This is a genomic window from Roseateles sp., from assembly GCF_039595595.1.
GTDB lineage: Bacteria > Pseudomonadota > Gammaproteobacteria > Burkholderiales > Burkholderiaceae_C > Roseateles.
Genome location: NZ_JBCNLG010000026.1, coordinates 1 through 26,616, shown reverse-complemented (window position 1 = coordinate 26,616; position 26,616 = coordinate 1). Strand labels below are relative to the sequence as shown.

26 protein-coding genes are annotated in these 26,616 nt (G+C 69.3%); 10 read left to right on the top strand and 16 right to left on the bottom strand.

Annotated elements, in window-relative coordinates:
• Positions 1-42 precede the first annotated feature (42 nt).
• The 7 genes from ABDW61_RS22015 to mltG form a co-directional block, all read right to left on the bottom strand.
• Positions 43-330: a hypothetical protein gene (locus ABDW61_RS22015; RefSeq protein WP_343641780.1), complete on the bottom strand. Its 288-nt coding sequence runs from the start codon at positions 328-330 to the stop codon at positions 43-45.
• A 185-nt stretch (positions 331-515) separates the two neighbouring features.
• Complete coding sequence (locus tag ABDW61_RS22010; RefSeq protein WP_343641779.1) at positions 516-1,193, bottom strand: ankyrin repeat domain-containing protein; 678 nt, start codon at positions 1,191-1,193, stop codon at positions 516-518.
• A gap of 71 nt (positions 1,194-1,264) precedes the next feature.
• On the bottom strand, positions 1,265-2,050 hold the full coding sequence (locus ABDW61_RS22005) for a TatD family hydrolase (protein ID WP_343641778.1): 786 nt from the start codon (positions 2,048-2,050) through the stop codon (positions 1,265-1,267).
• A gap of 40 nt (positions 2,051-2,090) precedes the next feature.
• Positions 2,091-2,474, bottom strand: coding sequence for a PilZ domain-containing protein (locus tag ABDW61_RS22000; protein ID WP_343641840.1), 384 nt, complete (start codon positions 2,472-2,474; stop codon positions 2,091-2,093).
• Positions 2,475-2,639: 165 nt separating this feature from the next.
• The gene (locus tag ABDW61_RS21995; RefSeq protein WP_343641777.1) at positions 2,640-3,704 is read right to left on the bottom strand and encodes a DNA polymerase III subunit delta'; all 1,065 of its coding nucleotides are present in this window, start codon (positions 3,702-3,704) and stop codon (positions 2,640-2,642) included.
• Positions 3,698-4,309 (bottom strand): dTMP kinase, encoded by a 612-nt coding sequence (gene tmk, locus ABDW61_RS21990; RefSeq protein ID WP_343641776.1) that lies wholly within the window; start codon positions 4,307-4,309, stop codon positions 3,698-3,700. Before tmk ends, ABDW61_RS21995 begins: the two co-directional genes overlap by 7 nt.
• 39 nt (positions 4,310-4,348) lie before the next feature.
• The gene (gene mltG, locus ABDW61_RS21985) at positions 4,349-5,344 is read right to left on the bottom strand and encodes an endolytic transglycosylase MltG (protein WP_343641838.1); all 996 of its coding nucleotides are present in this window, start codon (positions 5,342-5,344) and stop codon (positions 4,349-4,351) included.
• A 110-nt stretch (positions 5,345-5,454) separates the two neighbouring features.
• Between mltG and ABDW61_RS21980 the strand changes: the two genes are divergently transcribed.
• From ABDW61_RS21980 to ABDW61_RS21965, 4 genes are read left to right on the top strand one after another with little or no spacing between them, the layout of a single operon-like run.
• Positions 5,455-6,432, top strand: coding sequence for a folate-binding protein (locus tag ABDW61_RS21980; RefSeq protein WP_343641775.1), 978 nt, complete (start codon positions 5,455-5,457; stop codon positions 6,430-6,432).
• Complete coding sequence (locus tag ABDW61_RS21975) at positions 6,429-6,767, top strand: DUF4936 family protein (protein ID WP_343641774.1); 339 nt, start codon at positions 6,429-6,431, stop codon at positions 6,765-6,767. Before ABDW61_RS21980 ends, ABDW61_RS21975 begins: the two co-directional genes overlap by 4 nt.
• Positions 6,767-8,497, top strand: a complete 1,731-nt coding sequence (gene ybaL / locus ABDW61_RS21970) for a YbaL family putative K(+) efflux transporter (RefSeq protein WP_343641773.1) — start codon at positions 6,767-6,769, stop codon at positions 8,495-8,497. Before ABDW61_RS21975 ends, ybaL begins: the two co-directional genes overlap by 1 nt.
• Positions 8,498-8,549: 52 nt before the next feature.
• Positions 8,550-9,776: a hypothetical protein gene (locus tag ABDW61_RS21965; protein WP_343641772.1), complete on the top strand. Its 1,227-nt coding sequence runs from the start codon at positions 8,550-8,552 to the stop codon at positions 9,774-9,776.
• Between the two features lie 5 nt (positions 9,777-9,781).
• Here the strand turns inward: ABDW61_RS21965 and ABDW61_RS21960 are convergent, their stop codons facing one another.
• Together ABDW61_RS21960 and ABDW61_RS21955 are read right to left on the bottom strand one after the other, a co-directional pair.
• Positions 9,782-10,699, bottom strand: coding sequence for a hypothetical protein (locus tag ABDW61_RS21960; protein ID WP_343641770.1), 918 nt, complete (start codon positions 10,697-10,699; stop codon positions 9,782-9,784).
• A 618-nt stretch (positions 10,700-11,317) separates the two neighbouring features.
• Positions 11,318-11,986, bottom strand: a complete 669-nt coding sequence (locus tag ABDW61_RS21955) for a hypothetical protein (RefSeq protein WP_343641768.1) — start codon at positions 11,984-11,986, stop codon at positions 11,318-11,320.
• Positions 11,987-12,111: 125 nt separating this feature from the next.
• On the opposite strand from ABDW61_RS21955, the gene ABDW61_RS21950 reads away from it, so the two are divergent.
• Both ABDW61_RS21950 and ABDW61_RS21945 read left to right on the top strand, forming a co-directional pair.
• Positions 12,112-12,597: a GAF domain-containing protein gene (locus ABDW61_RS21950; protein ID WP_343641836.1), complete on the top strand. Its 486-nt coding sequence runs from the start codon at positions 12,112-12,114 to the stop codon at positions 12,595-12,597.
• A 4-nt stretch (positions 12,598-12,601) separates the two neighbouring features.
• A complete protein-coding gene (locus ABDW61_RS21945) occupies positions 12,602-14,572 on the top strand; it encodes a bifunctional 2',3'-cyclic-nucleotide 2'-phosphodiesterase/3'-nucleotidase (RefSeq protein ID WP_343641767.1) in 1,971 nt (656 codons plus the stop codon).
• Between the two features lie 78 nt (positions 14,573-14,650).
• Here the strand turns inward: ABDW61_RS21945 and ABDW61_RS21940 are convergent, their stop codons facing one another.
• From ABDW61_RS21940 to sbcB, 5 genes are all read right to left on the bottom strand, one after another.
• Positions 14,651-14,956 carry a flagellar basal body protein gene (locus ABDW61_RS21940; protein ID WP_343641765.1) on the bottom strand — a complete coding sequence of 102 codons (306 nt, stop codon included), beginning with the start codon at positions 14,954-14,956 and terminating at the stop codon, positions 14,651-14,653.
• A gap of 192 nt (positions 14,957-15,148) precedes the next feature.
• Positions 15,149-16,078: a sensor domain-containing diguanylate cyclase gene (locus tag ABDW61_RS21935; RefSeq protein WP_343641763.1), complete on the bottom strand. Its 930-nt coding sequence runs from the start codon at positions 16,076-16,078 to the stop codon at positions 15,149-15,151.
• A gap of 91 nt (positions 16,079-16,169) precedes the next feature.
• Positions 16,170-16,475, bottom strand: a complete 306-nt coding sequence (locus ABDW61_RS21930; protein WP_343641761.1) for a hypothetical protein — start codon at positions 16,473-16,475, stop codon at positions 16,170-16,172.
• Positions 16,476-16,645: 170 nt separating this feature from the next.
• Positions 16,646-17,809 (bottom strand): hypothetical protein, encoded by a 1,164-nt coding sequence (locus tag ABDW61_RS21925; protein WP_343641760.1) that lies wholly within the window; start codon positions 17,807-17,809, stop codon positions 16,646-16,648.
• A 59-nt stretch (positions 17,810-17,868) separates the two neighbouring features.
• Complete coding sequence (gene sbcB, locus ABDW61_RS21920; RefSeq protein ID WP_343641759.1) at positions 17,869-19,326, bottom strand: exodeoxyribonuclease I; 1,458 nt, start codon at positions 19,324-19,326, stop codon at positions 17,869-17,871.
• Between the two features lie 175 nt (positions 19,327-19,501).
• Here sbcB and ABDW61_RS21915 point away from each other — a divergent pair, with 175 nt between their 5' ends.
• From ABDW61_RS21915 to ABDW61_RS21900, 4 genes are all read left to right on the top strand, one after another.
• Positions 19,502-21,955: a PBP1A family penicillin-binding protein gene (locus ABDW61_RS21915; RefSeq protein WP_343641757.1), complete on the top strand. Its 2,454-nt coding sequence runs from the start codon at positions 19,502-19,504 to the stop codon at positions 21,953-21,955.
• A 25-nt stretch (positions 21,956-21,980) separates the two neighbouring features.
• Positions 21,981-22,799: a transporter gene (locus tag ABDW61_RS21910; protein ID WP_343641756.1), complete on the top strand. Its 819-nt coding sequence runs from the start codon at positions 21,981-21,983 to the stop codon at positions 22,797-22,799.
• Positions 22,800-22,883: 84 nt separating this feature from the next.
• Complete coding sequence (locus tag ABDW61_RS21905; protein ID WP_343641755.1) at positions 22,884-23,909, top strand: ribonuclease I; 1,026 nt, start codon at positions 22,884-22,886, stop codon at positions 23,907-23,909.
• 396 nt (positions 23,910-24,305) lie between these two features.
• Entirely contained in the window at positions 24,306-25,034 is a 729-nt protein-coding gene (locus tag ABDW61_RS21900; RefSeq protein WP_343641754.1) for a hypothetical protein, read from the top strand.
• Positions 25,035-25,880: 846 nt separating this feature from the next.
• On the opposite strand, the gene ABDW61_RS21895 is transcribed toward ABDW61_RS21900, so the two are convergent.
• Both ABDW61_RS21895 and ABDW61_RS21890 read right to left on the bottom strand, forming a co-directional pair.
• A complete protein-coding gene (locus tag ABDW61_RS21895; protein ID WP_343641752.1) occupies positions 25,881-26,216 on the bottom strand; it encodes a hypothetical protein in 336 nt (111 codons plus the stop codon).
• Positions 26,217-26,301: 85 nt separating this feature from the next.
• On the bottom strand, positions 26,302-26,616 hold a 315-nt coding region (locus ABDW61_RS21890), incomplete at its 5' end, for a hypothetical protein (RefSeq protein ID WP_343641750.1).

The following is a 26,616-nucleotide window of genomic DNA, read 5'->3' as shown; positions in this document are numbered from 1 at the left end:
GGCCGACAAACGCGGCCGATTTACTTGCCTCGGCAGCGATCGTCAGGCGCCAAACGCGTCGAACGCGGTCGCGGTGCCGCCGTCTTCGCCCGACTGCTCGTCCAGCGGCGGCAGATCGGCTTCGGTGAGCTCGGCAGCGTCGACTTCCTCGTCGAAACGCGCCTGGTCGGCGGCATCGACACGCGCGATCAGCGGCTTGTCCAGCGGGCGGTAGACGCGGCTGCGCAGGCGGGCCAGGCGCTCGGAGCAGGCCACTTCATGCGCGACGCCGGCCGGGTCCAGCAGCATGGCGAAGGGGTTGGCGGCGAAGGCGTGGGTCGAGGTCAGCATGTCGGTCTCCAGGGGATGCGGTCGATTCCAGAAGGGCCGGTGAGCGTGGCCTCGAAGCGGTTTCGAGGGCCGCCGACACCGTGTCGGCATGGCATGAACTGTAGAGACCGGGCCGCGCCGCCAACAGTGGGCGGCCGGCCAAACGGCGTGTCAGACGGATTCCTAGGGGAATGCCAGCAAGCGCCTCACGGCGCGGTGGCGGCTGGCTTGGCCCGGGTCTTCGCCAATTGGTCGAGCTTGTCGGCCAGTTCGTCCTGGCCGGCGCGGCGGGCGAAGTCGGCGGCGCTCATCTGGTGGTCGTTGCGCAGCGTCACATCGGCACCGGCGGCGATCAGCGCCTCGGCCCCGCTCAGGCCGCCGTAGCCTGCGGCCATCATCAGCGGCGTCGTGCCGTTGGGCGAGCGGGCGTCGATCTCGGCGCCCTGCCCCAGCAGCCAGCGCACGACATGCTCGTTCGGGCCGGCGGCGGCGTAGTGCAGCGCGGTCCAGCCGGCCTCGTTGACCAGCGCGCCGCGCTGGACCAGCGTCCGCACCCAGTCGAGCCGCCCCTTGATCGCGGCCAGCATCAAGGGCGTCTCGCCGGCCTGGTTGATCGCGTTGACGTCGGTCGCGGGGCTCCGCAGCAGGGCCTCCATCGCCTTGCCGGACTCCTCGCGGATGGCGACGTGCAGGGCGGTGTTGCGCTGGCTGTCCCGGGCATTCGGATCCGCGCCGGCCAGCAGCAGCTTCATCACGGTGCTGGCGTGATCACTGCGGGCGGCCACATGCAATTCCGGCAGCGGGGCGCTGTCCGACGCCGCCGCCATCGCGGGCGCCTGCGAGCCGAAGCGGCTCTGCGCCGCGGCCGGATGAGCGAGCGTCATGGCAAGCATCATGGCGACCGCCACTGCGCCCGTCGTGCCCGCGGCCCGGCCGGCCGCCCCCGGCAGCCGCCTCACGCCGCCTCCGGCAGCCGGAACAGCCGCCGCGTGTTGGCCGTGCATTGCGCGGCGAGCGTCTCGACCGGCACGCCGCGCAGCTCGGCGATCAGCTTCGCGACATGCGGCACGTAGGCCGGCTGGTTGAGCTTGCCGCGATACGGCACCGGCGCGAGATAGGGGCTGTCGGTCTCGATCAGCAGGCGGTCGGCGGGCACGATCCTGGCGACCTCGCGCAGGTCGGCCGCGTTCTTGAAGGTCACGATCCCGGAGAACGAGATGTGAAAACCCAGGTCCAGCGCCGCCTTGGCGACGTCCATGGTCTCGGTGAAGCAGTGCACGACGCCGCCGGGCTCGCCGGCCTGCTCCTCGCGCATCAGCCGCAGCGTGTCCTCGGCCGCCGAGCGCGTGTGGATCACCAGCGGCTTGCCGGTGCGCCGCGCCGCGCGGATGTGGTGGCGAAAGCGCTCGCGCTGCCACTCCATCTGCGCGACGGTGCGGCCGTTCAGGCGGTAGTAGTCCAGGCCCGTCTCCCCGATCGCGACGACCTTGGGGTGCGCCGCGCCGGCGACCAGTTCGTCGACGCTGGGCTCATGGACCTCGTCGCTGTCCGGATGGACGCCGACGGTGGCGAACAGCTGCGCGTGCGCGTCGGCCAGTTCGCGGACCTCGGGGAACTCCTCCATCGTCGTGCAGATGCACACGGCCTGCGAGACCTCGGCGGCCGCCATGGCGGCGAGCAGGTCGGGGAGCTGGGACTTGAGCTCAGGGAAGCTCAGGTGGCAATGGGAATCGATGTACATCGGCAACGGGTCGAGCGGCGGCGCATGCCGCCGGCCGGGCTCAAATGGTCTGGGTCGGCTTGGCCGAGGAGATCGCCGTGCCCAGCAGTTCCTCGATCTTGAGCTTGATGAGCCGGGTCTTCTCGTCGCCGGGGAAACGCACGCCCACGCCCTGGGTGCGGCCACCCGACGCATTGGCCGGCGTCAGCCAAGCGACCTTGCCGGCGACCGGATAGCGGTTGGGGTCCTCGGGCAGCGTCATCAGCAGGTAGATGTCCTCGCCCAGCTTGTACTCGCGCGTTGTCGGCACGAAGACGCCGCCTTCCGAGAAGATCGGGATGTAGGCCGCGTAGAGGGCGCCCTTCTCCTTGAACACCAGCTGGATCACGCTGGGCCGGGCGCCGGCGGTCGTGGCCGGAGCGGACGCGGAGGGGGTGGTGCTCATCGGTTTCAGACTGAGTTCGCTCATGGGGAGCGAGTCTACTCGCGGCGCAGCGGCGCCAAGACGGCGTTACGGGCCATTACCCGACGCGGGGCGGCTTTGCGGGAGGAATTTGGCGGCTGCCTTGCGGCGGCGCTGACGACTGCATTGACGGCTGCATTGCCGTCCTCAGCGCGCCGGCCGCATCGCCTGCTGGCCCTGCGCCACCAGCGACTCCATCAGCAGCCCGGCATTGAGCGGATGCTCCGCATGCCGCGCCGCCTGCTGCAGCACCTTGGCCCAGCCCTCCAGCGACGCGCGCACCGCCGGCAGCTTGGGCAGCGCGTCGCGCGGAAAGTACGCGGGTCCGGCGCCATGGGCGATGCGCATCAGGTCGTGCACCAGGCGCTGCATCGCGGCGATCGCGCGCGGCACCGGCCAGTCGGTCAGCGCCGAGGCCTCGCCGCGGGCGATGCGCCGCGGCAGCTCGAGCCAGGTCCTGGCGGCGATGCCCTCCCCGCTCCATTGCAGCGCCTCCTGCGGACGGCCGCCGGTGGCGTCGAGCAGCACGCCCGGCTGGTCCACGCCCTGCGCCGTCAGCCAGGCCAGCGCCGCCTCGCGCGCCGGCAGCGCCATCTGCAGCGGCTGGCAGCGGCTGCGGATGGTCGGCAGCAACTGCTGCGGCGCGGCGCTCGCGAGCACGAAGCGCAGCAGCCCGGCCGGCTCCTCCAGCGTCTTGAGCAGCGCGTTGGCGGCCACCATGTTCAGCGCCTCGGCCGGGTACACGACGACCACCTTGGCCTTGCCGCGCGCCGCGCTGACCTGCGAGAACGACAGCATCTGCCGCACCGCCTCGATCTTGATCTCGCGGCTGGGCTTGGTCTTGCTCGCCTTGGCGGACGAGCCGCCCTCGCCCTCCGCCTCCATCGCGCCGAAGCCCAGCGGCTCGCGCAGCGCGTCGGGCAGCAGCACCTGGAAGTCCGGATGCGAGCGCGAGCGCAGCAGATGGCAGCTCGCGCAGCGGCCGCAGCCGGGCTGCTCCGGCGCGGAGCGCGCTTCGCAGAGCCAGGCCTGCGCCAGCAGCAGCGCCAGGTCGAATTGCCCGACGCCGGCCGGCCCCTGCAGCAGCAGCGCGTGACTGCGTCCCTGCGTCAGCGCCTGATGCAGCGGCGCGGCGAGCCAGGGCAGCGGCAACTGGCCGCCCTCGGCCAGCGCGGCGGCGCCATCGGCGGTCACGGAGGATTCGCTCACCATCCGCGGCGCTCCAGCTCGGCGCGGATCTGCGCCGCGACGCCCTCGATCGTGTCGGCGGCATCGACGCGGGCGATGCGGCCCGGCGCTGCCTCGGCCCGGCGCCGGTAGCCCTCGCGCACGCGGGCGAAGAAATCGAGGTCCAGTTGCTCGAGCCGGTCGGCGTCGCGCGCCTGGGCGCGGCGCTGGGCGGCGATCGCCGGATCGACGTCGAACCAGAAGGTCAGGTCCGGCTCACGGCCCTGCTGCACCCATTGCTCCAGCGTGCCCAGCACCTGCAGGTCCATGCCGCGCCCGCCGCCCTGGTAGGCGAAGCTCGCATCGGTGAAGCGGTCGCAGAGCACTGTCCGGCCCGCGGCCAGGGCCGGCGCGATGACGCGCTGCACATGGTCCCGCCGCGCGGCGAACACCAGCAGCGCCTCGGTCAGGCCGTCCATGTCCTGGTGCAGGAACAGCCCGCGCAGCGACTCGGCCAGCGGCGTGCCGCCGGGCTCGCGGGTCTGGACCAGCTCGGCGCCGCGCTGGCGCAGATAGTCGGCGACCGACGCGATGTGGGTGGACTTGCCCGCCCCGTCGATGCCCTCGAAGGTGATGAATCGGCCGCTCACGCGTGAATGCTCTTCCGGAAAAAGCGCAGCGCGGACGCCTCAGCGGCCGCGCTGGTACTTGTTGACCGCGCGATTATGCGCGGCCAGGTCCTCGCTGAACTGGCTCGTGCCGTCGCCGCGCGACACGAAGTACAGCGCCTTGGACGGCGTCGGATGCAGCGCCGCCTGCAGCGCGGCCAGGCCCGGCATCGCGATCGGCGTCGGCGGCAGCCCGCCGCGGGTGTAGGTGTTGAACGGCGTGTCGGTCTGCAGATGGATGCGGCGCAGGTTGCCGTCGAAATCCGTGCCCAGCCCGTAGATCACCGTCGGATCGGTCTGCAGCGGCATGCCGGCCTTGAGCCGGTTGACGAACACCGCCGCCACCAGCCCGCGGTCGGCCGCGGCGCCGGTCTCTTTCTCGACGATGGAGGCCAGGATCAGCGCCTCGTCGGCGTTCTTGAGCGGCAGCCCGTCGCCGCGGCCGGACCAGGCGCTCTCCAGCCGTTTCTGCATCAGCGCATGGGCGCGCTTGAGCACCGTCAGGTCGCTGACGCCGCGGCTGTAGGCGTAGGTGTCGGGGAAGAAGCGCCCCTCGGCCGGCTGCCCCGGCGCGCCGATGGCGGCCATGATCTGGTCGTCCGTCATCGCCGCGGTGGTCTGCTTGAGCGCCGGCGCGGCCGCGATCGCGGCGCGCAGCTGGCGGAAGTTCCAGCCCTCGATGATGCGCAGCTGCTCCAGCGTCTGGTCGCCGCGGACCATCTTGTCGAGCAGCTCGCGCGGCGTGATGCCGGCATGGACCTCGTAGCTGCCGGCGCGGATCTTGCGCGCCTGCCCCGAGTAGCGGAACCACGCGTAGAGAAAACGCGGATCGGTCTGCACGCCGGCTCCCACCCAGGCCTGCGCGACCTGCTGCGGCGGGGTGCCGGGTTCGATGGAGAGCTCCAGGCTGTCCTTCTCCAGCGCCAGCGGCGTCTGCAGCCACCACCAGACGGCACCCGCGGCGCCCGCGGCCAGCACCGCCAGCGCGACCAGCAGGGACAGCAGCCAGCGTCCGATCCGGCCCGATTGCTTCTTCGATTTCCTCGCGGCGCGGCGAGGGTTGTGCTTCGCGCGTGACAAGACCCGGAGCCCTTCGTGAAATGCGGGGGCTGATGATAATCGGCCCCATGATCGAAGACCTCCACCACGCTCCGCCGCCCGTGCCGTCCTCGGCGCTGGGTGCCGTCCGGCTCGCCGACTGGGGCGTCATCCGCGCCCAGGGCGAGGAAGCCGCCAAGTTCCTGCACTCGCAGCTGACGCAAGACCTGGCCCTGCAGACGCCCGCGCAGGCGCGCCTGGCGGGTTACTGCTCGGCCAAGGGGCGGCTGCTGGCGACGATGCTGGCGGTCAAGCCGGACGAGCAATCGGTGCTGCTGGCGCTGCCGGCCGAACTGGTGCCGGCGACCGTCAAGCGCTTGTCGATGTTCGTCCTGCGCGCGAAGTGCAAGCTCAGCGACGAGAGCGCCGCCTGGTCGGTGTGGGGCCTGTCCGGCGCGCAGGCGCGCGAGTGGCTGGGCGCCTCGGCGCCGGCGCAGGTCTGGTCGGTGGGCCGGCTGGCGCTGGCCGACGGTCAAGCGGCCTTCGCCACGCGTCTGCCCGATGACGGTCTGACGCCGCGCTTCCTGCTGCTGCAGCCATCCGGCGCCGCGGCGCCCGCGCTGACGCCGATCGATCCTGAGGAATGGCAGGGTCTGGACGTGACCGCGGGTCTGGCCTGGATCCGTCAAGGCACGGTGGAACAGTTCGTGCCGCAGATGGTCAATCTGGAACTGGTGGGCGGGGTGAACTTCCAAAAGGGCTGCTACCCCGGCCAGGAAGTGGTCGCGCGCAGCCAGTACCGCGGCACGGTCAAGCGCCGGACCCACCTGTTCGCGCTGGAGGGCAGCGACGCCGACGCCACGCCGGGCCAGGAGATCTTCCACAGCGCCGATCCGGAGCAGCCGGCCGGCATGGTGGCCGGCTTCGGCCGGCTGGAAGGCCGCCCGCTGCTGCTGGCCGAGGTGAAGCTGGCCGCGCTCGAGTCCGGCACGCTGCACCTGGGCAGCGCGCAAGGCGCCGTGCTCACGCCCCGCCCCCTGCCCTACGCCATCGGAGAACCGGAATGACCTCTTCGCCGCCGACGCGGACCGCCGCCCCTCCTCCCGACCTCCCGGCCGGCGCGCCGCCGGTCGAGCTCTACGTCTACTACCGCGTCCACACGGACCACCTGGCGGCCGCGCTGACCGCTTTCGAACAGGCGCGGGACGCGCAGCCGGTGCGGCTGCTGCGGCGCCATGACAACGATCCGGTCTTCCAGACCTGGATGGAGATCTACGGCCCCGGCCTGCCCGACGCGGCGGACACGGAGCGCCGGATCGCCGCCGCCCTGGGCGCCTTCGCCCAGGGCCCCCGTCACCGCGAGGCCTTCGCCGCCCTCGCCGGTCCGGGAGCGGCGGGCTGATGGAACACAACGTCTCCCTCATTTCCACGCTGGCGGCGGGCTTCGGTCTGGCGCTGATCCTGGGTTTCATCGCCGAGCGGCTGCGCCTGCCGGCGCTGGTGGGTTACCTGCTGGCCGGCATCGCGATCGGGCCGGCCACGCCGGGCTTCGTCGCGGACGTGGGCATCGCCGCGCAGCTGTCCGAGATCGGCGTCATGCTGCTGATGTTCGGCGTCGGCCTGCACTTCTCGCTGAAGGACCTGATGGCGGTCAAGCGCATCGCGCTGCCGGGCGCGGTCGTGCAGATGACCGCCGCGACACTGCTGGGCATGGGCCTGGCGATGTGGTGGGGCTGGAGCACCGGCGCCGCGCTGGTGTTCGGACTGTCGCTGTCCTGCGCCAGCACCGTGGTGCTGCTCAAGGCGCTGGAGGCGCGCGGCACGCTGGAATCGGTCAACGGCCGCATCGCGGTGGGCTGGCTGGTGGTCGAGGACCTGGCCACGGTGTTGATCCTGGTGCTGCTGCCGCCGCTGGCGCCGGTGCTGGGCGGCAGCGCGCAGGGAGCGCCGGACGAGCCGCTGTGGCGCACCATCGCCGAGACGCTGGCGCAGATGGCCGCCTTCGTCGTGCTGATGCTGGTGGTGGGCCGGCGCGTGCTGCCCTGGCTGCTGTGGCAGGTGGCGCGGACCGGCTCGCGCGAGCTCTTCACGCTGATGGTCATCGCGGTGGCGATCGGCATCGCCTACGGCGCGGGCGTGCTGTTCCACGTGTCCTTCGCGCTGGGCGCGTTCTTCGCCGGCATGGTGATGCGCGAGTCCGAGTACAGCCACCGCGCCGCCCAGGAATCGCTGCCGCTGCGCGATTCGTTCTCGGTGCTGTTCTTCGTGTCGGTGGGCATGCTGTTCGATCCGATGACGCTGGTCGACCAGCCGCTGCACCTGCTGGGCGTCGTGGCGATCGTGATGCTGGGCAAGGCGCTGGCGGCGATGGCGCTGGTGATCCTGTTCCGTTATCCGCTGAACACGGCGATGACCGTGTCGGCGAGCCTGGCGCAGATCGGCGAGTTCAGCTTCATCCTGGCCGGGCTGGGCTTGCAGCTGGGCCTGCTGCCCAAGGCGGGCATGAACCTGGTGCTGGCGGCGGCGCTGATCTCGATCGCGCTGAATCCGTTGATGTTCGCGATGATCCAGCCGCTGCGGCGCTGGGTGCTGGACCGCTCGGCCTTCGCGAGAAAGCTGGAGGCCCGCGACGATCCCTACGCCGAGCTGCCGCAGACCACCGGGCGCCAGTATCTGGAGGGTCAGGTGGTGCTGGTGGGCTTCGGCCGCGTCGGACGGCGCATCGCCGATGCGCTGACCGAGCAGGGCATCCCCTTCGTGGTGGCCGACCAGGGCCGCGAGACCGTCGAGGCGCTGCGCCGGCGCGGGCTGGCGGCGGTCAGCGGCGACGCCAGCGACCCGATGGTGCTGGTCCAGGCCCACATCGCCAACGCGGCGATGCTGGTGGTGGCGGTGCCCGACTCGATGAAGGCGCGGCAGATGGCCGATACCGCGCGCCAGCTCAATCCCGGCATCGAGATCGTGCTGCGCACCCACGGCGAGGAAGAATCGGCGCTGCTGCGCAAGGAGGGGCTGGGCACGGTCTTCCATGGCGAGGAGGAACTCGCCAAGGGCATGAGCCGGCACGTGCTGCAGCGCTTCAACGCCTCGATGCCGGACGAGCACGCGCCGACGGCCTCGCCGGCGCATTGAGCGCCGTCCGCAGCAATCGCTGCTTTACATCGCCCGCATAGGGTCGCGCGCCATGATCGAACTCACCTCCCTGGGCGGTGCCCGTCTGCGCGCGACCGCGCGTTCGCTGTTCCTGGCGTCCTGCGCCGCGATCGGCGCGTCGCTGCTGCTGAGCGCCTGCGGCGGCGGCCCGCCAAAGGCGCGGCTCGAGGAACAGCAGCAGCAGCGCGAGTTCGAGTCGCGCGGCTACGCGGGCGAGCCGGCGCCGCGCGGCGCCGAGGTGCAGCCCGTCGTCTGGCGCCTGCGCGGCGAGGACCTGCGGCTGAGCCTGGCGCTGCCCGCGCCGAACGGCTCGAAGGCCGAGAAGCGGCCGGTGATCGTCTACCTGCCTGGCCTGGGCGAATCCGAAACCGCCGGCCTGCGCTGGCGGCGCGCCTGGGCCGCGGCGGGCTACGCGGTGCTGTCGCTGCAGCCGCTGGAGGACGATGCGATGGCCTGGTCCTCGGAGCTCGCGCGCTCGGCCGAGTTCACCGAGCTGGGCCGGCGCCATTACGCGGACGTGCAGACACGCCGCCGGCTGGCGCGGCTCGACGAACTGCTGACCGAGGCGCAGCGGCTCAGCCGCGAAGGCGCCGCGCCCTGGCGCTGGCTGGACTGGTCACGCACGGCGGTGGCGGGCTATGAGCTGGGCGCGCAGATGGCGATGGCGCTGGCCGGCGAGCGGCAGGCCGACGGGACGGTGCTGGCCTCGAACGTGCTGCGGCCGGCTGCCGCGATCGTGATCAGCCCTCAGGTGCTCGCGCAGCCGGACCCGGCACGCTACCGCGACGTGGCCATCCCGGTGCTCGGCCTGACCGGCCCGGAGGACAGCGACGTGCTGGGCCTGGTGCGCGACCTGCGCTGGCGGGAACTGCCCTTTGCCGCGATGCCGGCGGGGCGGGGCTGGCTGCTGAGCGTGGCGGAAGTGCGGCACGCCGCCTTTGGCGGCAACGAGCCGCGCCCCGAGGACGTCGAGCGCGAGAACAAGCGCATCCGCAAGGCCGAGGAGGATGCGCAGTCACAGCCGCCGCAGGGCCGGCATGGCGCCGGCCGCGGAGCCCCGGCGCGGATGGCGCCCGTGCCGGCGGTGCCCGACTACCGGCGCCTGCACGAGCAGCAGCTCGGCGTGATCGCGGCCCGGCAGGTCAGCGTTGCCTTCCTGGACGCGCAGATCAAGGAGTCGGCCGCGGCCCGCGCCTGGCTGGCCGGGCCGGCGCAGGCGTGGATGGGCAAGGTCGGCGTGCTCACCGGCGGCCGCTGAACAGCTCAGACGACCGGCGGATTCAGGTAGAGGTGATGCAGGTGCATGGTGTCGGTGGCGTTGCCCGCCAGATCGCGGAACGCGATGGACAGCTCGTTGGCGCCTGGCTGGAACGCGGCGTGCGGAATCTCGCCGCCCTGCCCTTCCTGACGAGCGGCGGAATCGTCCGCGGCGCCCGGCCGGATGGCGTAGTTCCAGCGCACGTCCTGCGGCAGCGGACCGATCATCACGGTGGCATCCCGCACCAGCTGGTAGGCGCCCAGCGGGTCGGGTGAGCCCAGCTCGTTCACGAACTGGCCGCTCGCACCCTCAAGACGCACCCAATGGCGCTGCGGATCGGGCGGCGTCCGGTCGAGCTCGACGCTGAGCGAGCCGCGATCGGTGACCTGCCCCATGGCGTCTGCCGCCTCGACGTCCACGTGCCGCTGGCCCTCGGCCCGGAAGGCGGTGTCCGGGATGGTGTCGCCGACTCCATCCTGCCAAGGTCCGCCGTCGACGCTGTACCACCACTGCGAATGAACGAGCGGGTCCAGGCCCTCGACCACGACCGTCGCGTCCCGCGTCAGCCGATCGCTGCTGCTCTCGCCGGAATCGTGCTTCAGGCGCAAGGTCAGGGAGGATGGGGAACCGGACAGACCGGCGTCCGTCTCGTCATCCAGGGAAACGGCTGGGCCGGGATGGATGCTGGCGGTGACGGTCCGAGGCTTGATCGGATCGGCCGGTTGCACCGGAGGGCTGGCCATCCGGTCCGGCGGAGTCTGCGGAGGCGGCACGTCGGGGGCCGGCACGGGCGCTGGCGGCGGATCGTCGGCCGCCTTGCCGATCGAGGCGCCGGCGATCTTCGAGGGCTGGCGCGGAATCGCTGGTTCGACCGTTGCCGTGGACGGCAGTTCGGGCGCCGGCAGCGGGCGTGCATGGACCACGTGCGAGGGGACGGGCGGCTTCGCGGGCGCGGGCGCGGGCGGCGGGGCGCCGGGTGCTGCGGGCCATGGGCCCGCCGGTGCGGCATGCCCCGCGCCGGCCGCTTCGCGGTCACCTCCTCCACCTCCAAGAACGGCCAGCCCTCCCAGGGCCGCGAGCGTGAGCCCTGCGGCGACGCCGGCGCCCGGACCGCCGGTGGCCGGTGTCTGCGCCGACTGGACGCCGGCGTCCGGCGCGCAGGGAGATCCGCCGGACCCGCACGCCGGGTCCTCGGGCTGTTCCTCCGGGTCGCGATCAGCGCGGCTGCGTGGTTCCTTCGACACTTTTCAAGCTCCTCTTCGGCCAAAGAGGACAGTATCGAAAGGCCCGGCGCACCAGGCATCCACCGTCATCAGCGCATTGGCGGCGGCGCACTCGCGCACCGGGGTCAGCCGACGCTTCATTCTGTCGTTCGCGTGCGAACGTCGATGGCAATTTCTGTCTTGACAGAAATTTCCGTATGACTTCGACGAGGACGCGCCCGCTGGAACGCGTCGCGGCTGAGCCCTGAGCGCCTGGCGCGGCCGCTGCCGGCGCTGTGGCGATGAGCAGCCCGCGCCGGCCGCCGCTCCGAGGTGGGATCACTCCACCCAGAGGGTGTAGCTGACCGCCTGCGACACGTCGCGCAACGCGCCGCCGAAATTGAGCGTGTGGCGGCCCGGCGGCAGCGGCTTGAGCATCACGTAATAGCCGTTCGCCGCCGCCAGCGTGCTGACGCCGGCCCCGCGCCGAGCCCACGCATTGAAGCACTCCGGCGCAGCCTGCCGATGGCGCACGAGATCGTCATGGCGTACCCCGTCGATCTCCAGCACCAGCAACTCGGCACCTTCGGACAATCGAGTCACGTCGCGCGTCAACTGGGCGCAGCTCAGCACCGCGCCGCGCGGCGAGTACACGATGTAGTTGACCAGCGGGAAGAACAGGTATTTGTCGCGCGGCACGCGGCAGCTGCGGACGGTCCGCGCGGTGCCGTAGGTGCCGGCGAGGAACCACACATCGCCCTCCTGCCGGTTGCCGCACAGGGCGCCGGTGCGATCCGCGACCGGGCTGGTGTCGCTGTCGAAGGACATCGCCCATTCCCACCAGCGCCGCGACCATTCGCCCTGCGAGACCCAGCCGACCTGTTCGGACGGCGCCAGCAGCGGCGACGCCTCGCGCGCCGCGCTGGCCGCGGCCGCAGGCTCTTCGGCGGCGAAGACCTGCAGGGCCGCCCCCAGCCAGACGGCCATCGCCGCCAATTTCCTTGCCATGTGCATCGTGGTGCTCTCCCTCATTGCGTCGAAGCGGGCGGATTCTCAACGACGCGGACCGCTTTCTCAGATGACCTCCGCCACAATCCCGCCCCATGAGCTTCGATCCCACCCCGCTGCTGGACATGTCCACGCCCGAGGCCAAGCGCGCCTCCTACGACACGCTGCTCGCCCAGACGCAGGCGCTGCTGCACGGCGAGCGCGACTGGCTCGCCAATCTGGCGCAGTTCGCGGCACTGGTCTTCAACGCCGTCCCGGCGCTGAACTGGGCTGGCTTCTACAGGGTGAGCCCCGCCAATGACCAGGAGCTGGTGCTCGGCCCGTTCCAGGGCAAGGTGGCCTGCGTGCGCATCGCCTTCTCGCGCGGCGTCTGCGGCGCCTGCGCCCGGACGCAGGAGATCCAGCTCGTCGAGGACGTGCATGCCTTCCCCGGCCACATCGCCTGCGACGCGGCCTCGCGCTCGGAGCTGGTGCTGCCGGTGGCCGCCGGCGGCCGGCTGCGGGCCGTCTTCGACCTCGACAGCCCGGAGCCCGCGCGCTTCGATGCGATCGACGCCGAGGGCTTCCAGCGCGCGCTCGCGGTGCTGGTCGACGGCACGGACTGGGCCTGACCCGATGCGCGCCCTGCCCTGGAACACCACCTGGCACGCCGCCTGGCAGGCCGCCTCGCGCGCCCTCCCCGCGCTGGGGCTGAGCGCCCTGGCCGCCGTGTCGATGCCGCTGTCCGCCGCGGAACTCAAGCTGCGCGTGCTGGAGACCAGCGACATCCACATGAACCTGCTGAACTACGACTACTACCAGGACCGCCCGTCCCAGGAGTTCGGTCTGGCCAAGACGATCACGCTGATCCACCGGGCGCGCGCCGAGGCGCCCAACAGCCTGCTCTTCGACAACGGCGACCTGCTGCAGGGCAATCCCCTGGGCGACGTCGTCGCCCGCGTGAAGCCGCTCAAGGCCGGAGACACGCACCCCGCCTACAAGGTGCTGAACCTGCTCGGCGTCGACGCGGCCAACCTCGGCAATCACGAGTTCAACTATGGGCTGCCGTTTCTCCGGCAGGCCATCGCGGGCGCGAACTTCCCTTATCTGAACGCCAACGTGATGGAGGCCGACGGCCGCCGCCACGCGTTCACGCCCAGCGTGATGCTCGAACGCCCGATGCGCGACGAGGACGGCCGCGAGCACCGCCTGAAGATCGGCGTGGTTGGCGTCACGCCGCCGCAGATCCTCGAATGGGATCGGCAGAACCTGGCCGGCAAGGTTCAGGTGCGCGACATGGTGGAGGCCGCCGCCGAGCAGGTCGCGCGCCTGCGCCAACAGGGCGCGGACCTGATCGTCGTCATCGCCCACACCGGCATCGACAAGACCGAGCTCCCCAGGCTCTCCGAGAACATGGCCGCCCAGCTCGCCCGCGTGAAGGGCGTCGATGCGCTGCTGCTCGGCCATGCGCACACCGAGTTCCCCGGGCCCGGCTTTGCCGGCTATCCGGGCGTGGATCTGCAGTCGGGCAAGCTCTTCGGCACGCCGGCCGTGATGCCGGGCCGCTGGGGCGATCACCTGGGCATCGTCGACCTGACGCTGAAGCCCGCCGGCAAGCGCTGGCAGGTCGTCGGCAGCCGGTCCAGCCTGCGGCCGGTCTTCGACCGCGCCAGCCGCCAGCCGCTGGCCGACGCCGATCCGATGCCCGCCGCCGTCATCGCGGCGGAGCATCAGGCGACGCTGGATCACGTGCGCAGCCAGATCGCCATCGCGGACAAGCCGATCCACAGCTATTTCTCGCAGGTGCTGGATGGCACGGCGGTGCGGCTGGTCGCGCAGGCGCAACTGGCCTACGCGCTGAAGGCGGTCCAGGGCACCGCGCTCGACAAGCTGCCGATGCTCAGCGCCGCCGCGCCGTTCAAGTCGGGCGGGCGCCAGGGCTGGACGCAGTACACCGACATCCCGGCCGGCCCCGTGGCGATCAAGCATGTCGCCGATCTCTACGTCTATCCGAACACGATCAAGGTCGTGAAGCTGAGCGGCGCCCAGGTGCGCGACTGGCTGGAGATGTCGGCGGGCCAGTTCCGCCGCATCGATCCCCAGGGGCCGGCCCGGCAGGACGTCGTCGACGCGAGCTATCCGAGCTTCAACTTCGACATGATGCTGGGCCAGGACGGCGGCCTGCGCTACGAGCTCGACCTGACGCAGCCGGCCCGCTTCGACAAGGACGGCAGGCAGGTGAGCGACGGCCATCGCGTCGTGGGCCTGAGCTGGCGTGGCCAGCCGCTCGACGAGCGGGCCGAGTTCCTGGTCGTGACCAACAACTACCGCGCCTATGGCGGCGGCCACTTCCCGGCGCTGGGGGCGGACAAGGTCGTCGTCGACGCGCCGGATGAAACCCGCGAGGCGGTGGCGCATTTCCTGGCCGCCCAGCCCTCGCTGAGCGCGGCGGTGGCGGCGCCATCGTGGCGGATCCGGCCGGTGCCGGGCGTGGCGCTGCAGTTCGTCTCCGGGAATGGCGCCGCGGCGCACCTGGCGGATACGCCGCAGGTGGGGCTGGTGAAGGACAACGGCGACGGCTCGTCGCTGTTCGAGCTCAAGCCCTGATCGCGCGCGGGCGCGGAAGTGACGACGGCCGCTTGAAGGCGGCCGTCTGTCATTGGGAGCGCGGAGGGATCGGCGGGCTCAGACGTGGATGTCGAGCAAGGCGCCCTCGGCCCGGATCTGGGTCTGCAGCACCCGCAGGTTGCCGACGAAGGCGTAGGTCGCGGATTTCTGCTCGACCAGGTCGGCCGCCAGATCGGCGCCGGGCTCGGGCAGCTTCTCGACCTTGGTCGTGACGCCGTCGCCGTCCGGGGCGGTCTCAGCCTCGATCCGCTCGCGGCGGTAGCCCGGCGTCGAGGCGTTGGCGACGTTGTTCGCGGCGGCGCGCAGGCGCTCGTTGGCGGCGGACATGCCGGACAAGGCGGTCGACAGGCTGACGGTGGACATGGCGAAACCCTCGTAGTTCGCTGGCCCGGCGTCGCTGCGGCGGGTCTCAAGCGGTCACTCTATTCGCCGTCATCGGCATCTGATTGCCGATCTTTAGAAAAGAATGGCGTTTTCCGGCCAGTTATTCACATCAAAGTGTTACAGGGGGGGGGCCTTGGCGGCTTTGCCTCGCCGCCTGTCTCTCCCTGGCGCTCAAGCGCCGGCCAGTTCCTCGAAGCTGCCGCTCGAGATGAACACCCGGACGCTGTCGCCGCCGGCGGCCTTGGCTTCCTCGCAGGCGTGCTGCCCGGCGCCGAGCACCGCATCCACCGTGTCCAGCGACGGCTGCAGCTGCACCACTCCCAGGCTCGCCTTCACGCGCGCCCGATGCAGGCCCCAGCGCAAGCGGTAACCCGCGATCGCCGAACGGATCTTCTCCGCGACGATCTGCGCGTAGTGCTGATCGCAATCCGGCAGCAGGACGACGAAACGATCGTTCTCCATGCGCGCCACCGTGTCCGACGCCCGCACCTTGGTGACCAGCATCTGGCCCAGGCCGTAGAGGAAATGGTCCGCGACCTCCGTGCCCATGCCCTGCAGCACCTCGGCGAACTTGTCGATGTCGATGAACAGCACCGACACCGGCTCGTTGCGGCGGCTGCCGACGTGCTCGGAGAGCCGGCGCTCCATTTCGCGGCGGTTGGAGAGTTCGGTGACCTCGTCGTGCTTGGCCGACCAGGTCGGCTGCAGGCGCTGGGTGCGGGCGGCGGTGACGTCGTCGACGACCCACATCGCCTCGCCGGCGGGCTGTTCCCAATGGACGGGCGTGGCCTGCAGCCGGCCCCAGAAGCGCGAGCCGTCGCGGCGCACGAACTCGACTTCCTCGTCCAGCGGCCGCCCGGCGCTGAAGGCGGCGCCCATGCGGGCGTGCAGCGCCTGGTGGGCGGCGTCGGAGACGACGGACGCGCGCTGGTCGGTGCCGGTCAGGTCGGTCTCGTCACCGTGGCCGAACAGGTGGTTGAAATGCTCGCTGACCACCTCGAAGCGGCCGGCGGCCACGAAGGCCACCGCCAGGGGCGCCCGCACCAGCATCGCCCGCATGCGGGCGGCGATCGGATCGGCGGCGTCGTGTTGGGATTGCATGTCGTCTCCTGGGGAATGACGCAGGTGTACCCGTTTTACCCGACCCTGAAAACCCCGGACAGGACCCGGTTCCGGGGTGGGCATCCGATTGTCAGAACGCGGTGGCCAGCGGCTTGAGCACCCAGGACTCCAGACGCCTGGCCGTCGCGAGGAAGCCGTCCAGGTCGACGGCCTGCCCGGCCAGGAGGCTCCTCTGCGTGATCGCCAGTGCCTGGACGAGGTCGGTCCGGCTGCGCAGAAGGGCCTGGATGCCTTCGCCGGCCCGCGCGGCCAGATCCGGCGCGGCGTCTCCGAACTTCACCCGCAGTGCCGTCGTCATCCGGTCAGGCCAGTCGAACAGCTCTTCGTTCCCCAGCCGCACCTGCCGCATGAAGGCCAGATGCGCCAAGGCGATCACGCGGCCAAGATCCTTGTTCGAGCGCTTGTCCTTCCGACCAGGATCACTTGGCGCCGCGCCGGATCTGGCAACGCCGCCGCGATTTCGGCGACGACCGCCTCGGCCAGGATTGATTTCGGGTCACGCATGAGGAAGCTTTCGGCATTTGCGATCGCCCCCTCGGCGATACGTCATCCGCCGCCGCGACTCGTCATCGCAAGGGCGAATTCACGCGCCTCCCGGGCGTAGCCCATCTCAAGCAGATCGGCGAAGCAGTCCACCGCGCTGGCCGGCTCGATCCGGAAGACCGGTTCGTCCGCTCCAGACTCGACGAAGTTCGCTTCCTCGCTGTTTCGCCGGAGCGGTGGCGGCCGGACGTCGCGCGTGAAATGCAGTACCAGCGCCGCCTTGGCCAGCGGGTCCTCCGTGCGCACGAGCCCCGGGTCAAGCTGCCGCACGAAGCCGTCATCGGCATCGAAGACGCACAGGTCCAGGCGCATCGCGCTGGTGATGTCCAGACCCGGGTAAAGGCGCTTGGCGCCCAGAACGCCGCTGACCGCCATGGGCAGACCGCCCGGCCCGGCGGCCTCCCGTCCCGGGATGCGCTGGCCGAGCAGCCGTTCGAGCAGCACCAGCATGCGTTCGGGCCGCATGGCCTGGCCGGTCGGATCGACGTACCGCCGAGTGCGTCGATCCGCGACGAGACCAGTGGCGATTGAACGCCAGAGATCAGGGTCCGGTGGATTCAATCGGACGCCGCTGTCATCAAGGGCCCGCCGCCCAGCAAGCTCCTTCAATGCGCCAGCCACCGTCGGATAACTGGCGCGGGTGACACGCTGCAGATCCGCCACGCTGGCTGGCTGCTCCTGCGGCGCAACGGCCGCATATGCCGCGAGCATCGCGGCCTTCACCATGGACTTCGTGACCCGGCCACCGCGAACGACCTGGCCACGATCCCTCGCGACCAGACCGGCAACCAGGGGTGCCAGCGCCGGAGGCAAGCCGGCAGGCATTCGATCCGCCTCAAGGCCGGCGCCGCCGGGGGCAAGCACGGCATGCAGCCGGCCTCTCAATGCCGCATCGATGATGGATTGAAACTGCTGAAGTTCCCGCTGCAACGTGCGTTCGTGCACCTTGGAGTCCGACAACACGAGAAGGCCTGTTGCGGGCAACAGGGGCGGCTCCCGGCTGCCGCGGGATCGAACGTCCTCGTCATGCAGCACATACGCCAATTCCAGAAGGGCACCCCGCACGTCTCGCAGCGAACTGGTGCGCTTGGCGATGACGAACACGTCCCCGTCGAGTCCCGACAAGCGGTCGATTCCGGGGCCATCTTGGAAGTCGTGACTTGGCATTTAGTTGCCACCTTAATGTTGAAGTGGCAACTAAGCAAGTGGTGATGTGGGGGCCAGCCTCAAGGCGGCGGTGGCGCGATCTGCTCGGCCCAGTCGTACAGCGCCGACAGGATCTCCTGGGCGCGTTCGTCATCCGCGTCCTCGGCCGCCTGGCCCAGTTCGTCGAGGCGCTCGAAGAAGGCCTCCAGCGTCTGCGCGCCGCCCTCGCCCAGGTGCAGCCGCGCGGCGCGGTGATGCTCCCAGCGCGCCTGCTCGTCGCCGCTCAGGCTGTCCGGGAAGTTGCGCGCGCGGTAGCGGAACAGGATCTCCTCCAGCCGCGCGTCCTCGAAGGCGACCGTGCCCTGCGCGACCCGGTCGGCCAGCGCCTGGCCCGACAACCCGCGCAGCCGCTCCAGCGAGCGCCGGTCCTCGTTCGAGACGAAACCGCCGTAGAGGTCCTCGTCCACATCGACGCCGCCCTCGCCCGCCGGCCGCTGGAACACCTGCGGCCAGAGCCGCGTCAGCTCGCCGCCGCGCGCCTGCAGCGCCGCCGCGCGGGCCAGGCCTTGCTCCAGGTCCAGCCCCCAGCGCGCCGCCATCTCGGGCGACAGGATCTTCAGCGACGCGATCACGATCGGCGACTTGTTCACGTGGATCGTCTTGATCGGCAGCCGGGTGACGCCCTCGGGCAGCGCCTCCTGCTTCGTGTACAGGCGCAGCCGGATCGCCTCGGCGTCCAGGCTCAGCAGCTCGGACGGATCGGTGCCCAGGTCCCAGACGATCAGCTCGTTCTTGTTGGTCGGATGCGGCGCCAGCGGCCACACCAGCGCGATGCAGCCGCGGTCCGGACCGTACATGCCCGAGACGTGCAGGAACGGCCGGTTCACGCCGATCTCGGCCCAGACAGCGTCCTTGCGGCGCAGCTTCAGGCAGAAGTCCCACAGCCGCGGCTGCTTCTGCTTGATCAGCCGCGCCAGCGCGATCGTCGCGCGCACGTCGGACAGCGCGTCGTGCGCCGCCTCGTGGGCCAGGCCGTTGGCGGCCGTCAGGTGCTCGAGCTTGAACGACGGGCGGCCGTCCTCGTGCTTCGGCCATTCGATGCCCTCGGGCCGCAGCGCGTAGGCGCAGCGCACCACGTCGAGCAGGTCCCAGCGGCCGCAGTCGTTCTGCCACTCGCGGCCATAGGGATCGATCAGGTTGCGCCAGAACAGGAAGCGCGTGACCTCGTCGTCGAAGCGGATCGTGTTGTAGCCCAGCCCCACCGTGCCGGGGCGCGACAGCTCGGCGTGGATGCCGGCGGCGAAGCGGTGCTCGGGCAGGCCCTGCTCCGCGCAGGTCTGCGGCAGGATGCCGGTCAGCAGGCAGGACTCGGGATCGGGCAGCGCATCGGTCGGCGGCTGGCAATACACCATCAGCGGCTCGCCGATCTCGTTCAGCTCGGCATCGGTGCGCAGGCCGGCGAACTGCGCCGGCCGGTCCCGGCGCGGCACGCGTCCGAAGGTCTCGTAGTCGTGCCAGTAGAAAGTCATCTCTTGCATGGGGCGGCACGATACCTCAGACCTCATGGATACTCGGCGCCCTCGCGCGGGCCTTCGCAGGGGGAAGTACGGCGGCCGTGTGTCCTGTGTGTACCGATTGTTGCGACCCGCGCCGGTTCCGAAACCAGCCGCGATGTCTGACGATAATCCGCCGACCTGAACTCGTGCGCCCCGCATGCAGCAGATCGCTCAATTCGCTCGCAACGTGGTCCGTGCCGTGGCCGGACTGTTCCAGGCGCTGTGGCGCCGCACCGCGCCGATGCGGGCCTCGCTGCGCACGCTGCCGGCCTGGAAGCGCATCGCCGTGTGGTCCGGCGCCGGCGTGCTGGCGGTGGCGCTGCTGCTGGCCGGCGCGGCGGCGGTGGTCTGGCCGGGCCTGCCCGACCTGGACCGGCTGACCGACTACAACCCCAAGCAGCCGCTGCGCGTCTACACCGAGGACGGCCAACTGCTGGCCGAATACGGCGCCGAGCGCCGCAGCTACCTGCCGCTGGACAAGATCCCCAAGCAGATGCAGCAGGCGCTGCTGGCGGTCGAGGACGCCAGCTTCTACGAGCACCAGGGGGTGTCCTTCACCGGCATCTTCCGGGCCGCGCTCGCCAATGTGTTCTCGTCGCGCAGCCAGGGGGCGTCGACGATCACGCAGCAGCTCGCGCGCGATCTCTACCTGACCAAGAAGAAGCTCTACACCCGCAAGTTCGTCGAGATCCTGCTGGCCTTCAAGATCGAGAGCCAGCTCTCCAAGGACAAGATCCTGGAGGTCTACATGAACCAGATCTATCTGGGGCAGCGAGCCTACGGTTTCGAGGCGGCGGCGCAGGCCTATTACGGCAAGTCGCTGAAGGACCTGTCGATCGGCGAGACGGCGATGCTGGCCGGCCTGCCGCAGAACCCCTACTACGCCAATCCGCTGATGAACCTGCCGCGCGCGCAGCGCCGCCAGGCGGTGGTGCTGCAGCGCATGGTGGACACCGGGATGATCACCGCGGAGCAGGCCGCGCAGGCGCGTGAGGAGCCGGTCCATCTGCGCAGCGCGCAGGAGCAGCGGCTGCCCTTTGGCCAGTACGCGGCCGAGATGGTGCGCCAGGTGGTGCATGCGCAGTACGGCGACGAGGCCTACAGCCGCGGCCTGCGCGTGACCACGACGCTGCGCATGGACGATCAGGTGGCCGCGTACAAGGCGCTGCGCCGCACGCTGATGGACTATGAGCGCCGCAAGGCCTGGCGCGGTCCGGAGGGCGAGGTCGACCTGCCCGACGGCATGGACGCGCAGGACCAGGACGCCGCCATCGCGCAGGCGCTCAACGACCATCCCGACAACGACGACCTGCGCGCGGCGGTGGTGACGCGCGTCGCCAGCAACCGGCTGCAGGCCAGCCTGGCCGATGGCGAGGACATCGAGATCAAGGGCGACGGGCTGCGCTCGGTGCTGTCGGCGCTGTCGGACAAGGCCAAGCCCACGCTGCGCATCCAGCGCGGCGCCATCATCCGCGTGCTGCGCGGCAACCCGACCAAGGAGTTCCCCAAGGGCGCCTGGGCGGTGACGCAGTCGCCGGAGGCCGAGGGCGCGCTGGTCTCGGTCGAGCCCGACAGCGGCAAGATCCTGGCGCTGGTGGGCGGTTTCGACTTCAACCGCAACCAGTTCAACCACGCGACGCAGGCCTGGCGGCAGCCGGGCTCGAGCTTCAAGCCCTTCCTGTACTCGGGGGCGATGGAGATCGGCGCCAGCCCCGCGACGCTGGTCGACGACGCGCCGATCTCGGTCGGCGACTGGAACCCGCGCAACTCGGACGGCCAGTTCGACGGCCCGCTGACGCTGCGCCAGGCGCTGGCCAAGTCCAAGAACATGGTCACGATCCGGCTGCTGGAGCAGTTGACGCCCGAGCGCGGCCGCTCGTGGGCGGGCAAGTTCGGGCTGGACGTGGACAAGCAGCCTGACAACCTGACGCTGGCGCTGGGCTCGGGGTCGGTGACGCCGCTGCAGATGGCGAGCGCGTATTCGGTCTTCGCCAACGGGGGCTACCTGCTCAAGCCGCTGCTGGTGACGAAGATCGTCGACGCGCAGAACCAGGTGCTGTTCGAGGCCGAGCCGGAGAAGCTCACCGACGACCGCCGCGCGATCAGCGCGCGCAATGCCTTCATCACCGGCACGCTGCTGCGCGAGGTCGCGATCCGCGGCACCGCGTACCGCGCCAGCGCGGCGCTCAAGCGCTACGACCTGTACGGCAAGACCGGCACGACCAACGACGCGGTGGACGCGTGGTTCGCCGGTTTCCAGCGGCGCGTGGCGACGGTGGTGTGGATCGGCTACGACCAGCCGCGCAGCCTGGGCGCGGGCGAATCCGGCGGCGGCATCGCGCTGCCGGCGTGGATCGACTACATGGCGGTGGCGCTCAAGGGCATCGCGCCGTCGGAGATCGAGCCGCCCAAGGACGGCGGGCTGGTCCAGGAGGAAGGCCCGTACGGGCCGGACTGGGTCTACAGCGAGTTCGCCGGCGATGCCGGCCTCAAGACGATCGGCCCGATGCCGCCGCCGCTGCCGGCATCGGACGCGGGCTCCGGGCCGGCGCCGGGGGCCTCGGGCGTGCCGCCCTCCTGGTGGATGGGCGGCGAGCGCGGCGGGCAGTGATCCACACCGGCAGGGAGCCGTCGACATGAAGCCAGAACTCTTTCGCGGCAGCGCCGCGGCGCTGCTGATCGCCAGCGCATCGATGTCCGCGCCGATGTCCGCGCGGGCGGCCGACGAGGCCGAGGCCATCGAGCCGGACCAGCCCGGCATCGTCGAATCGAGCAGCACCGTCGGCCAGGGCCGCGCGCTGCTGGAGACGGGCCTCGGCTACCAGCGCGACAAGAGCGGCGGGGTGCGCAGCCGCTTGTGGTCGACGCCGACGCTGCTGCGATTCGGCTTCGCCCAGGACTGGGAGTTCCGCATCGAGACCGACGGCTACCAGCGCCTGCGCGCGACCGACGCCGACGGCACGGCGCGCGTGAGCGGCTGGGCCGACACGGCGCTCGGCGTGAAGTGGCACTGGCAGGACAGCGATGGCGAGCACGGCAAGCCCGGGCTGGCGTGGCTGCTGCACATGGACATGGACAGCGGCTCGGCGGCGTTCCGGGGTCAGGGCGTGCGGCCCTCGCTGCGGCTGACGGCGGAATGGGATCTGCCGCACGACTGGTCGGCCGGCCTGATCGGCGGCCTGTACCGCGACCGGCGCGACGACGGCGGGCATTTCGTCGGCGGCATCCTGGGCGCCTCGCTGGGCTGGCCGATCGCGGAGCGCTGGAAGGGCTATGTCGAGGTCGCCGGCGATCAGCTGGCGTCCAGCCGCAATGGCGGCCGGAGCATCTCGGCGGGGACCGGCGTGACCTGGCTGGTCGACCGCCGGCTGCAGCTGGATGCGTCGCTCAACCGGGGGCTGACGAAGCAGACCCCCGACTGGGTGCTGGGACTGGGTGTGTCGATCGGGTTCTGAGGCGTCCCCTGAGCCGGGCGGAGTCCCGGGGAGCGGCGAGATGACGTACAAAGCCGGCTGTCGTTTCAGCCTTGCTTGATGCCCATGCGCCTCGCCCTCCGAACCGCTCTTCAGACCGCACTCCTCTCGCTCGCCTGCTGCGCCCTGCCCTCGGCGTGGGCGGCGCCCGCCAGCGGCACCTTCACCGCCTCGCGCGCCTGCGAGGCCTTCCAGTCCTTCCGCAAGAGCACCAATCCCGACGGCGCGAAGCTGTCGCCGGGCACCGGCTACACGATCCTGGAGACGCACGACGCGGGCTGGACCCGCGTGCAGGTGCCGACCGCGCGGCCCTCCGAGCGCTGGGTGCAGAACGACTGCGGCAGCGCGGGCGGCGGCTCGGAAGTCTCCGCCGCGGCGAAGTCCGGCCGCGCGCCGGCCGAGGGCAATGGGCCGTCGATCTCGGGCCGCGGCGGCATGTGCTCCACGGCCAACGAGTACGACAGCTTCGTGCTGGCGATGTCGTGGCAGCCCGGCTTCTGCGAATGGACGGCGGGCGGCAAGCGCGGCAAGCCGGAATGCGAGGCGATGGAGAGCGGCAAGCTCAAGGTCAGCAACCTGACGCTGCACGGGCTGTGGCCCAACCGCCAGCAATGCGGCATCAGCTACGGCAACTGCAGCACGGCGCCGATGAACCTGTCGAAGGAGACGATCGCCTACATCGGACCGTGGATGCCGAATTTCCTGTACGAGAAGGACTTCGGCGAACACGAATGGCGCAAACACGGCACCTGCCAGGCGATGAATCCGGATGCGTATTTCCGCCGAGCGGTGGATCTGGTGAAGCAGTTCAACGATTCGGGTGTCGGGCAATACATCCGGCAGAACATCGGCGGATCGATTTCGAAGCGCGCGTTCTACGAGAAGCTGAAAGCCGAGACCGGTAGCGACGCGTATCGGGACAGCGTCAAGCTGATGTGCTCGGGGCAATACCTGACGGAAATCCAGGTGAAACTGCCGCGTGATTACCAGGCGGGCGGGTCGCTCAAACAACTGCTCGGCGACCAGCCCGGCGGCAGCGGCGGTGGCACCTGCCGCGCGGATGAAATTCGGATCGAGGCGAGCGGGCGCTGAGGAGTTCGGATTTCCATTCATCCATTCGGCGGGTACACAAACCCGCCGGGCCCATGCCGTCCAATGGGTTTCTCCTGCGCTTCATGAATGGGAGAGAACGGCAATGGGAAATATATGCGGCCGAATGGACGGTGCTCATGCACCCGTGACCTATGGCGAGCAGATGCGAGCGTCGTCCTCCCAGCAACGGCCCGCGACCGGCAGCCCTACCCTGGGTGACTCGCCGTTGCATCAACTCGGTCGCCGCCCAGTCCCCTCCTCGTCCGAGAGCAGTACCGCAAGCCGCAGGTATGTTTCCTTATCGAGCCTGCACGATCCGGGCTCGATTCATTGCCGGCGGGGCAGCGCAATGAAACGGTCATACCGGTCTCCACCGCCACGTTCAAGATGATGTCCTTGGCGCACGACATCCTGCTGAGAACAGCCCATGAAACCTTTCCGGATGGTCCGGGGAATCAAGTGGCCAATATCTTGATGAGTGGCGGCCGCAGTTGGATGCGCAAGCAGATGTTCCGTGGCCGCGTCGATGAAGAAGCGAGCCAGGATCTACAAATCAAAGCCATCAAGGAGACGGGTGGCGGCAATTGCGGCGAGTACGCAAACATGGTGCTTGCCGAACTCCAGGGCCATCGACGGGACCAGCCGGTATTCAAGGTGCTGGAATCGAAGAAGCACAGTCTGGTGATCATCGGGGATTGGCGAACTCCCCAGGCGGGAGATCATGCGATCGTGGTGGATCCATGGCAAGGTCTGAAAAAGGTCCACACCTACGGCGAGAGAAGCAACCCCGAAACGCCTTTCGTGACCGCCACGCTGGGAACTGGCGCGCCCATACGTCCGTCAGGCAAGTTGAAAACTGCCTTCTCCCTCAAGCCCATGTCGGCTGAGGCAGTGGACGCCGAAATAGGAAGAACTTCCGGCTGCCTCTCCAGCGGCCCTCGGTATGCCAAAGGGGTGATTCGCGACAATCCCGAAGTGATGTTCGACCATATCGCCGGCACCAATAACCTCCATGCGGTCTATCGAGATCCGAATGGGAGGGAGTCGGCCTTCAACAGCCTGCCGCCTTCCTACCTTGGGAGCTATTTGGACAGCCGGGAAGGTATCGTCAAGAAGTATGCTTGATCGCCCCCTCACGGGCGCTCCCGCTTCACACAATCAGCCATTCTCACTGTCTTGACTCTGCAAGGTGTTGACGCCTCGGCCAGTCCGAAGGGGTCGCGAGGACAGCACCGCAGCGTCCAAGATAAGCTCGACGGTAACCACCAGTGAGACGATCGCGGAAAGGCTATGAACATGCCCCATCTTCGTCCGGCTGGGGAACGCGGCGAGTTTGCTCAACACGCCGCTCAAACTCTTTCCTGGAAGCACAAAGCTGCTGTGCGTCAAGCTTTCTCGCGGAAGCCAATTGCGCGCAACTGTTACCTTTCCCAAATCTTGCCAGTTGCTTATTCATAAGAACCGCGAAGTTCTTCGCGCGCTTTGACGCGGCGCACGACCATTCAGATCCGACTTCTCCATCGAGCTTGAATAGCGCCAAGTCCGCTAAATACCCGTCGGCGACTTTAGCTTTCGACTGTGCAAGCACCTTGAGACTAGTCGACCATCTAAGCGACGCATCGGATCCGGGTGGTGGGGCTTGAAGCTCCACGAGGACTTCGACTGCTTGGGAATATGCCTCTCTCTCCGTTGCGTCAATGCCAATTGCATGCGCCGGATGAACGAAAACTCCGATAACGGCCATCACGGCCGTGATAAGCGGGCTGTATCGCATTTTCATGAAACTACTCGCAAGGCATTACCCCCGTCACTCTCCCACTCTGAAGCCAGAAAGTCATTCAAGGAGCGGATGGTTTCGACTGTACCCGTCGCACACCGTCGAACAGAATGACCTGTTCTTCGAAGGACCAAATGGCATGTCTCGCATGTCTTGGCCCGTCTGAAAATATAGATACAACGTTCCATCAAGCATCAGGAGGCGGCAGCGCGAGCGACCAACTGAAGATCGTCTTCCGCTTGCTCATAATGAATCAACCCATATTTTTTAAAGTTGATCATGACTCCTTTTTGCAGGTATTCCCACTGGGACCTCAAGTATTCTTCAGCATACTCGTCAGCATCAATCGAAAACACTACTTCACCGGCATCATCGCCAAGCATTACTTGGTCACCGACCCTCACCTCTTGTCCAGTTGCATATTTCATCATCTTACTAGATGAACACAACATCTTGGCAGATATTCTTCGCAATGAGGCCACGTCCCCACAACTATTGCGTTGTGAGAACCGTTTCAATTGTTCTTGCATAGCGGCATTGAGACGCCACTGCCGCTTTGAAGCGGCGCATTACCACTCACTCCCGGCCTCGCCATCAAGTTTGAATAGCGCCAACTCAACAAGATACATATACCCAACGCTCGATTTTGAATGGGCCAGTACTTTGAGACTTTCCGACCAACGTATCGAAGCTTCCGACGCCGAGGGGGAGGCATGAAGCTTCAAAAAGCGCCTCAATACCTCGACGATACGCCAGAAGTTCCACAGGTTTGACATCCTTCGCGATCACGAAGGAACCAGGGAAGGGCCGGCTCAAGGTTGAAGTGCGACACCTCGCATCTTGTAAGGTGTCGCGCAAATGGGAACTCACTACTCGCATCTGAGCCAGACCGATCGCGTCGCGATCCAGTTGTTGCTTCAGGCCGGATGT

Bases quoted from the DNA above. Each gene is read 5' to 3' on its own strand.
- ABDW61_RS21995 (WP_343641777.1), bottom strand. From the start codon at position 3,704: ATGGTGAGCGAATCCTCCGTGACCGCCGATGGCGCCGCCGCGCTGGCC.
- ABDW61_RS22000 (WP_343641840.1), bottom strand. From the start codon at position 2,474: ATGAGCACCACCCCCTCCGCGTCCGCTCCGGCCACGACCGCCGGCGCC.
- ABDW61_RS21895 (WP_343641752.1), bottom strand. From the start codon at position 26,216: ATGCAAGAACAATTGAAACGGTTCTCACAACGCAATAGTTGTGGGGAC.
- ABDW61_RS21955 (WP_343641768.1), bottom strand. From the start codon at position 11,986: ATGGCAAGGAAATTGGCGGCGATGGCCGTCTGGCTGGGGGCGGCCCTG.
- ABDW61_RS21910 (WP_343641756.1), top strand. From the start codon at position 21,981: ATGAAGCCAGAACTCTTTCGCGGCAGCGCCGCGGCGCTGCTGATCGCC.
- ABDW61_RS21935 (WP_343641763.1), bottom strand. From the start codon at position 16,078: ATGCAATCCCAACACGACGCCGCCGATCCGATCGCCGCCCGCATGCGG.
- ABDW61_RS21980 (WP_343641775.1), top strand. From the start codon at position 5,455: ATGATCGAAGACCTCCACCACGCTCCGCCGCCCGTGCCGTCCTCGGCG.
- ABDW61_RS21940 (WP_343641765.1), bottom strand. From the start codon at position 14,956: ATGTCCACCGTCAGCCTGTCGACCGCCTTGTCCGGCATGTCCGCCGCC.
- sbcB (WP_343641759.1), bottom strand. From the start codon at position 19,326: ATGCAAGAGATGACTTTCTACTGGCACGACTACGAGACCTTCGGACGC.
- ABDW61_RS22015 (WP_343641780.1), bottom strand. From the start codon at position 330: ATGCTGACCTCGACCCACGCCTTCGCCGCCAACCCCTTCGCCATGCTG.
- ABDW61_RS21975 (WP_343641774.1), top strand. From the start codon at position 6,429: ATGACCTCTTCGCCGCCGACGCGGACCGCCGCCCCTCCTCCCGACCTC.
- ABDW61_RS21905 (WP_343641755.1), top strand. From the start codon at position 22,884: ATGCGCCTCGCCCTCCGAACCGCTCTTCAGACCGCACTCCTCTCGCTC.
- ABDW61_RS21945 (WP_343641767.1), top strand. From the start codon at position 12,602: ATGCGCGCCCTGCCCTGGAACACCACCTGGCACGCCGCCTGGCAGGCC.
- ABDW61_RS21965 (WP_343641772.1), top strand. From the start codon at position 8,550: ATGATCGAACTCACCTCCCTGGGCGGTGCCCGTCTGCGCGCGACCGCG.
- ABDW61_RS22005 (WP_343641778.1), bottom strand. From the start codon at position 2,050: ATGTACATCGATTCCCATTGCCACCTGAGCTTCCCTGAGCTCAAGTCC.
- ybaL (WP_343641773.1), top strand. From the start codon at position 6,767: ATGGAACACAACGTCTCCCTCATTTCCACGCTGGCGGCGGGCTTCGGT.
- ABDW61_RS22010 (WP_343641779.1), bottom strand. From the start codon at position 1,193: ATGACGCTCGCTCATCCGGCCGCGGCGCAGAGCCGCTTCGGCTCGCAG.
- ABDW61_RS21925 (WP_343641760.1), bottom strand. From the start codon at position 17,809: ATGCCAAGTCACGACTTCCAAGATGGCCCCGGAATCGACCGCTTGTCG.
- ABDW61_RS21950 (WP_343641836.1), top strand. From the start codon at position 12,112: ATGTCCACGCCCGAGGCCAAGCGCGCCTCCTACGACACGCTGCTCGCC.
- ABDW61_RS21915 (WP_343641757.1), top strand. From the start codon at position 19,502: ATGCAGCAGATCGCTCAATTCGCTCGCAACGTGGTCCGTGCCGTGGCC.